Here is a 9,147-nt window from a genome sequence, read left to right as displayed (position 1 = left end):
GCGCGTAGTCGCGTGCGCGGCAATAGCGCTGTTCTTCGGGTGTCATGGCCTGCTCGACGCCGCCGGGGAGGTACTGGCGGACGCCGATGTCTTCGAGTGGCTGCGGGTCGTTCAGGACCGGGATCAGCACCGGGACGAACTTTGGGATTCTCCAGGCGCGGAAGTCATAGAAGGTACGAAGGAAATTCCATTTGCGCTGGCGCCGGTCTGTCCCCAGCACATAGGCCATGCGTTCCATGCTGCCGGGATCATCCAGCAGTGCAAGTCCGAGAACAGCACCCTGACGCACGCCATAATATTTCGCTTCCAGGTATGGTCGGATATCGGCAACGCGTTGTTCCACAGGTACGGATATCTGGGCCATGGTCAGCAGGAGCTCCTTGTCATCTTCCTCTTCCGGAGGCTGCAGTTTTGCCTTGAGAATGGGGTAGACCTCGGGCCGCGGATCTTCGATCAAGCCATAGATGCTGTTGTATCCGCCGCCATTGCCGAAGCCCTGCGCTAGAAGCAGCGCGGATTCCTGTGTGCGGATCTGCCTCAGGCAAGCATAAGCGGCATCCTTTGTGTCACTTTCCTTGGCGGTCGCGATGAGGTTATTGGGATAACGTCGGGCGAGAATCGCCTTGATCTCAGGAATGACCTCGTTCCGGTAAGTGCGGCAGTATGTCTTGGCCTCGTCCCATTTTTTGTCGTTAATCAGTTGGGCCAGGGTTGGCATGGCTTGGGTCTCCTGAGCGGGTGCGGTTTGCGCGGTAGCGGATAGGGCCGGCATGGCCGTGGCAATGCCATAAAGCAGCGTCAGGCAAACACGCCATGACCGGGTTTGGCGTCGATGTCTTGGCTCCATGCGGTGTCGGTTCCTTTTGATTTGGATTGGTTGAGCAACGCGATATTGCGCGCTGTGGCGATTTCAGATTCGTCCGCACGGGACACAATCGTCGGCACGACTTTGCAACACAGCATCTTGCCGCCGCAGTCGACGTATCCCCCATTGGGGTACTGTGTTCTGCCATACCCCACATCGTTCAAGCGTCCGCGTTGACGTACGTTGGCTTGAAGCGGGGGCGTCGCCTGCAGTGCGGTGGAAACGTACATCAGGCTCCGGCGCGACCAGTAATCCTGCATGGCGTGGTCTTCCGGCCGGGTAGGCGGGTTCGCTACATCGTCACCGCTGGCGTTGATCGTGCCGGGATGCCAGAGGCCGAGGTAGTGGCCGATTTCGTGGGCAATGGCCTGTATGACTTCCGGTGCAGCCTGTTGGAAGCCGCCAGCCATCTTCTCGCCAACCACCAGCGCGGTGTTGCAGGCCCCCCATCCGATGCCAATCCCGCTCATGGTTCGGACCAGGTACATATTGAGCTTGCCGCTTAGCCGATTGACGCTGGTTATTTCATCGAACTCGGCAGCATTCATTTCACCGGCCTTTGTGAGCCGGATGTTCTCGTCGAGCCAGCCTTCGATCTCGTATTGGATGCCGGCCGCGCGCCAGATGTCGTTGACCTTGTCGAACAGGTTCCAGATATCGTGACGGGTCAGGCCTGGGCCAACCGGCGCAATGGCAGGATTGTCCTTCTGGCCGATGGTCATGGCGTGCACGACCACGGCGACCCAGATAGGGTTGTAGACTTCCACATAGAGGCGATGCAGGAGCGGGCCACCAGCGTTGCTATAGCGAACCTCAATGGTGGCCTTCCTGGGCTTCTCCCTATCACCGCCGTTGACTCCAGTCAGTTGCACGATATCGCCCGATGGCGTGCCAACCGTCACCACGCTTTCATCCGTGCTCTTGACGGACAATGGCACATTCTTGAACAAGTGCAGGCGTTGCAGGTAGATCTGAATGGTCTGTCCATTCGTCAGGCTGACCACCGGGCCGGGCCTGCCATCGACATAGCCGCGGTCATCCAGTTCCGGGTATTTCGGATCGAATCTGTTGTAGTTCTCGCGCACGAAGCGCACCGGCACGAAGCGGTGTCCTTCGTAGATCTCCCGCGCGAGTGGCTGCGACTTGCCTGGCTGCGGCTTGCCCTTGGCCGGCTGGGGTGGCGGTACGGCGCACGGTGTCATCGTGTCCGGCGGGGCGCTGCCGCCGCCTGCCGCCAGCCGGGCCACGAAATCGGGATGAAACTGCCTGGTGGTGGAGCTTGCGATGTCGGTGTGAAAGCCATATTTCCGGCCCGGATCGATCTTGCCATCGGCACCCACTTCGTGACGCTCGATTTCCCCGTCCGGCATGAGGCCGTTGTCCACCTGGAAGCGAAGAATGGCGTCCTCGATTTCAAGATGATCCAGCTTGTCGTTGGGCGTCTGGGGTTCCACTCGTGTGTTCGGTGGTACATAACAGTACGGCTTGTCGTAATAGCCCAGGATCATCAGGCGGCGTTTCGCGCCCTGGATGCTCATCGTCGTCCGGCCGTCGGTCGCTTCGTCGGCGCTGTAGTCGCGCGGTTGCAGGTGAATGGTTGTCCCCAGGATTTCCAGTTCTCCGGTCAACCCCGGCCGCAATCCCGGCAGCAGGATCTGGCCGTTGGGTTCGGTCTGGCTCTCGATGTCTGGCCGGCCGGGAATGCGCAGCTTGTAGAAGATGCCAGCCAGTGCGCGCTCGGACACTTTGCCGCTCATGCCGGGGTAGGTCTGGAAGTAAATCCGCAGGGGCCGCAGCGGCAGCCCCACCTGACAAACTGCGCCGCCGGGCTTCAGTGTCAGCGTGGGGAGCGGGGCCGCGGTCTTGGCGGGCTGGGAAGGATGGGTCGCCATGGTGTCCTTACAGGAGTTCGATTTTCAGGGGTTCGCCGAATTCGGCCAGACGCAGCGCGGTTTCGCCATCGGCGTTGGTTACGCCTTCGATGACGCTGCCATCGGCGCGCGTGATGCGATAGGGCTGGTAGGGCGCTGGCTGGTTGGCGTCTTCCCAGTGCAGCTTGTAGAAGCCGGAGTAGCCCTTGCCGAAGCTGGGCATGGGCGTGGTGCGGGTCTTGGGGCCGGTGAGCAAGCGGCTGCCCGCGTGGACCGCCCAGGACCCGCTGGTGCCGCTTTCGATGGAGCTGGGCGTCATGCGGTAGTACGTGCCGCCTACGTTGAAGACGATCTCCTCGGCGGCGGTGATCTCTACTTTCTTCTCGGTGCTGGTGATGCGCAGCGTGTCGCGCGACACCATCTCCATCTCATTGTTCTGCGCCTGCGCGATGAATTTGCCCTTGCGCGCGATCAGCTTGACATCCTCTGTGTGGCCGCACAACGAAACGCCCTTACCCGCGCTGCCGACGATGCTGGCGCCGCTGGAGAGGGAGAGATGCTTGCCGGTGGTCAGCGCTGTGTGGTCGCCGCTGTGCAGGTGCGTGGTCTTGGCGGTCGTGCTGGCGATGCCTGCCGGGCTTGCCACTATCAGCATTGGTTCGCTCAGTTCCCCAAGGGGGTCGCCTGTGCCCCGGATAACCTGGTTTTGCGCCGCGATGGCCTCGGCTACATCCTCCTGTTCATTGGTTTGCGCGAGGGCCGCGATGCTGGCCTCCAGCACATTGCGCGCTTCGCCCAGTGCCTGTTCCAGCCGCTGGATCGTTTCGCGCATCGCCAACGCATGGCCCTCTGCCTTGCGCCGGGCCTCGGTAGTGATCAGCATGCCGTCCGAACGGATGGCGCCCTTGCCATCGGTGCGCAACTCGAACCCTTCGCCGCGCTTGTCCTTGCGCCCCTCGGCGTCCTTTACCCGCACGTTGTGGCCCAGCGCCAGCAAGCTGTTCTGGTAGGCCGAGGCTACCTGGACCTGTTGTTGATCCTGGGTATCGTCATAGAGTGTGTGGTTGCGGCCCTCGCCAAACAGCTCCTTGCTCCGATAGCCGGATAGGGCATGCTGGCCGGGCAGGTTCCAGGGCGGCAGGTTCAGGCGGTTGTTCACCCGCCCGACAATGATCGGCAGGTCCGGGTCGCCTCCCATGAATTCCACCAGCACTTCCTGGCCGATGCGCGGCACGTGCGTGCTGCCGAACTGGTCGCCCGAGGCATAGTCGGCCACGCGAATCCAGCAGGAACTGTTCGCGTCGTCTTTGCCATAGCGGTCCCACGGGAACTGGACGCGGACCCGCCCCACGTCATCGCACCAGATGGCCTGGTTCTCGGGGCCGACGACCCTGGCGCTGTGATAGCCGCCCACCTTGGGCTTTTCCACGCGCTCTGGGCGGAAGATCTCATTGCTGGGCTGCGCTTCGAATTCGACCTCGCAGCGCCATTGCTGGCCGCTGCCGGAGACTTCCCCCACGTCCTCGATCCACAGGCGCGCGGCATAGATCAGGAATTCGCGGTTCGCCTTGCGCCGCATGAACCGCTTGAGTGTGAACATGCAGCCCGGCACCATCGCGCGCACGTTGCCCTTGCCCCGCACCCGGTAGCCGTGCTGGCGCATCGCTTCCATGCGGATGCGTGCGAGCATGTCGCCTTCCTGCCAGGCATCGCTGCCGGTCTTGGGTTGGGTGAAGTCGCCCGGCCACACATACCGTTCCTGCATCGGGTGGCTGGTGTCGCGCGGATCTTTGCTGGTGACGTTCAGATCGGCACGCGGCTGGTTGAAGTCGTAGTCGCCGTGCGTCCACTTGCCCGACACCAGCCGGTCGTGGATTTCGAAGGCGTGCAGGTGTTCCTTATCCACGCGATCCGAAGAGGGATACCAACTGATCGTGTGATAGGCGGCGCTGGGGAATTTGCGAAAGGCGCCGTTGCCATCGGTCAACACCATGCGGTGATGGCCATCTGCGTGTTCCCAATGGAAGTTGATTCCAAATTCGCTGAGGATGCGACAGAGAAACCGGTAGTCCGTTTCACCGAACTGCCACTGACATTCGCGCCGAGGGTACTCGATGCCGAACAGGCGCCGCTCGACCGGGAAGGTGTAATCCGACAGCACTTTCTCGGCGATTTCAATCACCGTCATGTTCTGGAACGACTTGTAATCGGTGGTCTGTGTGGCGAGCCAAAGCCAGGGGCGCAGCGTCATGCGGTAGACGACGTGCTGGTTCTCATAGATGGGGCCGTACAGGTCGGTGACGATGCCGGTGATTTCGCGCGTGCCCTTGCCGACGCCACCTTCAGGGCCTGACCCGGCGCCGTCCAGTTCAATTTCAACCGTCAGTTCCTGCCCCTGCATGGCTTCCATGTCCAGTTCGGCGGCAGGGCCATACAGGGCATTGCGTGCATCCGGGGTCTTGAGTTCCAGTTCGTAGGCGAACAGGCTGTTGATGCTTTCGGTGCCAGACAGCTTGGAGAACACCAGCATCGGCTGGCCAAGCAAAGTGGGCATGCCCGCACCGGTGACGCGGACGGTGCGGGAGGAAAACGACGGCAAGCGATGACCCATGCAAAACACTCCGTGAGAGATTGGAACTCGGTGGCTTGCGCATGGCGGCTGCCACGCGGTTCGGCCAGTCCAGGCGCAGTGACTCAGGGTGATGCTAAATAGGTGCGCTTAGCGAGTAAATCGGACGCGTCCGAATTCGCTATCGAAGTCAAATGCAAAGCGGAATGAGTTACGGCTGATATCACGCTCATTTCGGATGGCGCGACCAGCCTGGCGCAAGAGGCAATACCCGCGCTAGCGCGTTTGCAAATTGCTTACATTGCGTGGCGCGCAAACGACGCGGTCAGGTACTGCTGTCTGGTGCATGTCCGGCCATCCTTGCGCGTTGCGTGCCGGGCTTCTAGGAGGGCCAGAAGTTATCCGGATGAGGACTGCTACCTGATCGCCGGTGCGCACGGATCGCTAGCCGTGCAGACCATGCGACTCAAGACCTGCGCGCGCGACAAAGACCGCTCATGGTTAAAGCCATTCCAGGCCAGCGTGGCCGGATTGGTGCACGAGGACCCGCTCGAACGGCAGCTCGCGCATTTCTGCGACGTGATCCACGGCACGGCGAAGCCTCTTGCCACCGTGCATGATGGGCTGCAGAATCTGCGTGTCGCCGAGGCCATCGCCGAGGCTGCGCGCACAGGCTGCATCGTCGGGACGGTGGAGGCCTGAGCCGTGCATCCGCCAGCAAGGCGGCACCGATCGGAAGACCGGCAAGAACACCTGGGAAAGAGGAAACAACATGCAATCCGTACTCGTCATCAACGGCCCCAACCTGAACCTGTTGGGCACGCGCGAGCCGCAGATCTATGGCTCGACCACGCTGGCGGACGTCGAGGCGGCCCTGAAGCAGCAGGCCGCCGGAATGGGCTTGTCGCTGGACTGCTTCCAGAGCAACCACGAAGGCGCCATCGTCGACCGCATCCACGCGGCGCGCACCGAGGGCGTCAGCTACATCCTGATCAATCCCGGCGCGTTCACGCACACCAGCGTGGCGATCCGCGACGCCTTCGCCGGCGTGGCGATTCCCTTCGTGGAGGTGCATATCTCGAATGTGCACAAGCGCGAGGCGTTCCGCCACCATTCCTACCTGTCCGATATCGCGGAGGCGGTGATGGCAGGCTTCGGCACGCAGGGCTATGGCCTCGCGCTGCAGTTCATTGGCGCGAAGCTGAGAGCCACGCCGGCTAAATGAAAGCGGCGCGGCCCGGCGGAAAGCCGCCGGGCCGCGCCTCGCGCCGTCATGCGTTTCAGTGAGCGGGGGACTGGCCCTCGATCGCGCCAGGGACTGCGCGCGGCGCCATGAAGTACATCCAGGCCAGCGCGAGGAAATACGCGCAGGGAATCATGGTGAACAGCACCGAGTAGTTGTTGTGCGTCCTGGTCAGCACGTAGCCGACGAGCTGGGTCATGAACATGCCGCCGACGGCGCCCATCATGCCGCCGAAGCCGAACACGGAGCTGATGACTTCCTTGGGCGTGTAGTCCATCACCATGCTCCAGATGTTCGCGGTCCAGGCCTGGTGCGCGCCAATGGCGATCGAGATCGCGGCCACCGCCATCCACAGGCTGCTGGCGCCGGCGGCGAACACGATCATGGTGATGCAGGCGGCGAAGAGCAGCATCGACAGCAGCCGTGCCTTCACCGGCGCCATGCCCCGGCCGATCAACAGCGACGACAGCGCGCCGCCGCCAACGCTGCCGAGATCGGCGGCGAGGTAGATGACGATCAGCGGAATGCCCATCTGCGTCACGTTGATGCCGAGGTTGTACTGCTGGTTGAGAAACGGCGGCAGCCAGTAGAGATAGAACCAGAATACGGGGGCCGTGATGGTGTAGGCCAGCGCGAAGGCCCAGGTGCCGCGCATGCGCAGGATGCGCGAGTACGGCACCTTCTGCGGCGCGGGTTCCACGCCTTGCTGTACGTAGCGCAGCTCGCCCTGGCTGACGCGCGGGTGCTGCTCGGGATCGTAGTAGTTGCGCACCCAGAACACCACCCAGATGAGGCCGAGCGCGCCGATGCAGAAGAAGGCGGCCTGCCAGCCCCAGGCCACGAGGATCAGCGGCAGCATGACCGGCGCGACCATGGCCCCGACGTTGGTGCCGGCATTGAACAGGCCCGTGGCCACGGCACGCTCGCCCGCCGGAAACCACAGCCGCGTGGTCTTGACGCAGGCGGGATAGTTGGCGGCTTCGGTCAGGCCCAGGAAGAAGCGGCAAACCATGAAGCCAACGGCCGACACCGCCAGGCCGTGCGCGCCGGCGGCGACGCTCCACAGCAGCACCGCGATCAGGAACGCGCGCTTCACGCCGACCTTGTCGATAAAGCGCCCCTGCGCCCCAAAGCCCACGGCATAGCCAACCTGGAACCAGAAGTTGATATTGGCGTAGTCCTGGGCTGTCCAGTTCATGGCCTTGGCCAGTACCGGCTGCATCACGCCCAGCGCCGCACGGTCGATGTAGTTCAGCGTGGTGGCGAAGAACACCAGGGCCAGCATGCCCCAGCGCATGCGCCCGACGGCGAAGGCCGAGCGTATCTTGTCGCCAATCGTGCCATGCACGGCGAGTGGCGTGACAAGGTCCTTATGTGTCGTAGTCATGGGGGTGTCTCCGGGAATTTCCATTCTGTCTTGCGCCCTTGCCGTGGCATGGCGTCTGTGCTTTTGCGGCAGCGTACCCGCTGCGTGGCCGGCGAGCGCGCCGCTCAATAGGCGATCCTGGCCACGGCGCGTAACGCATCGGCCGTTGCCGTGCCGAAGCCGAAGAATTCCAGGTAGGCCGGAATCATTTCGAACAGCATGTCGGTGCCGACCTGGACCTTGCAGCCGCGCGCGATGGCCGCGCGCAGCAAGGGCGTGTATTCGGATTTCATCACCACCTCGCCAACCCATGCCTGCGGATCGATGCGCGATACGTCGAAGGGCAGGGGATCCGTCTCGTTCATGCCCAGCGGCGTGGCGTTGACCACCACTTCGTAGCCGGCGGGGTCGTTGGCGCCCACGCTGACCTGCAGGCTCGGATAGTGCGACTGCAGGCGTGCCGCCAGCGCTTGCGCGGAGGCTTCGCGCGCGTCGAACAGCCCCAGCCGCGCCACTCCGGCGGCAGCCAGCGACGCGGCGATGGCCGAACCGACGCCGCCGCAGCCCGAGACCAGCACGCTGGCGCCCTCCAGCCGGCAGCCCTTGCGCTGGATGCCGCGCACGAATCCGGCGCCATCGAACTGGTCGCCCAGCAAGGTGCCATCCTCGCGCAGCAGCACGGCGTTGCAGGCGCCGGCGATGCGCGCGGTCGGGGTGAGCGCGTCCACCAGTTCCATGGTGGTGACCTTGTGCGGCATGGTGATCAGCGCGCCGCGGATATTGGTCAGCCGGAACAGCGCGCGGAATCCGCTCGCGAAGTCCTCCGCTTTCAGGCCCATGGGCACCACCACGGCATTGATGCCGCGCTGTTCGAACCACGGGTTGTAGATCATCGGCGCCTTGAATGACTCGGTGGGGTAGCCGATATGGGCGATGAGAGTGGTCTTGCCGTTGATCATGATGTAGGCCGGGTTCGATGTGGATAGCCGAAGCTTAGAGGCTCAAGTGGCTTGTTCCAAGAGATTCAATCGGCACAATGCGCGATAGATGGACGAATGCGCGCGATTATAGGTCGAAATTCGGGTTTGCCCCCGGTGCTCCACCTACCCGGACAGAGCGGCAAGGCGAGATAAGGGTTTACGCCAGTTTCGTGCGTTCATCGTTCGCCGGTGCACGAATAATGTGGCGGGCCGGGGCTGTTGCCATTGTTGGCTGCGGGGGCGGCGGCTACGC

The 9,147-nt window shown here is 63.0% G+C and carries 7 protein-coding genes; 2 read left to right on the top strand and 5 right to left on the bottom strand.

The window, feature by feature from the left end:
- The 3 genes from AC1DT6_RS19100 to AC1DT6_RS19090 form a co-directional block, all read right to left on the bottom strand.
- On the bottom strand, positions 1 to 718 hold a 718-nt coding region (locus tag AC1DT6_RS19100; RefSeq protein WP_477114812.1), incomplete at its 3' end, for a hypothetical protein.
- Between the two features lie 80 nt (positions 719 to 798).
- A complete protein-coding gene (locus AC1DT6_RS19095) occupies positions 799 to 2,757 on the bottom strand; it encodes a zinc metalloprotease (RefSeq protein WP_441637386.1) in 1,959 nt (652 codons plus the stop codon).
- Between the two features lie 7 nt (positions 2,758 to 2,764).
- Positions 2,765 to 5,347: a type VI secretion system Vgr family protein gene (locus tag AC1DT6_RS19090; protein ID WP_441637384.1), complete on the bottom strand. Its 2,583-nt coding sequence runs from the start codon at positions 5,345 to 5,347 to the stop codon at positions 2,765 to 2,767.
- Between the two features lie 300 nt (positions 5,348 to 5,647).
- Between AC1DT6_RS19090 and AC1DT6_RS19085 the strand changes: the two genes are divergently transcribed.
- Both AC1DT6_RS19085 and aroQ read left to right on the top strand, forming a co-directional pair.
- Complete coding sequence (locus tag AC1DT6_RS19085) at positions 5,648 to 6,007, top strand: Gfo/Idh/MocA family oxidoreductase (protein WP_441637389.1); 360 nt, start codon at positions 5,648 to 5,650, stop codon at positions 6,005 to 6,007.
- Between the two features lie 70 nt (positions 6,008 to 6,077).
- A complete protein-coding gene (gene aroQ / locus AC1DT6_RS19080) occupies positions 6,078 to 6,530 on the top strand; it encodes a type II 3-dehydroquinate dehydratase (RefSeq protein ID WP_441637382.1) in 453 nt (150 codons plus the stop codon).
- Between the two features lie 55 nt (positions 6,531 to 6,585).
- On the opposite strand, the gene AC1DT6_RS19075 is transcribed toward aroQ, so the two are convergent.
- Positions 6,586 to 7,935, bottom strand: coding sequence for an MFS transporter (locus AC1DT6_RS19075; RefSeq protein ID WP_441636801.1), 1,350 nt, complete (start codon positions 7,933 to 7,935; stop codon positions 6,586 to 6,588).
- Positions 7,936 to 8,039: 104 nt separating this feature from the next.
- Positions 8,040 to 8,873, bottom strand: coding sequence for a shikimate dehydrogenase family protein (locus AC1DT6_RS19070; protein ID WP_441636803.1), 834 nt, complete (start codon positions 8,871 to 8,873; stop codon positions 8,040 to 8,042).
- Between the last annotated feature and the right edge of the window lie 274 nt (positions 8,874 to 9,147).

The organism is Cupriavidus sp. 01L45 (genome assembly GCF_056399885.1).
Note: the sequence above shows the minus strand (reverse complement) of the source record. Positions and strands in the feature narration are given on the sequence as shown.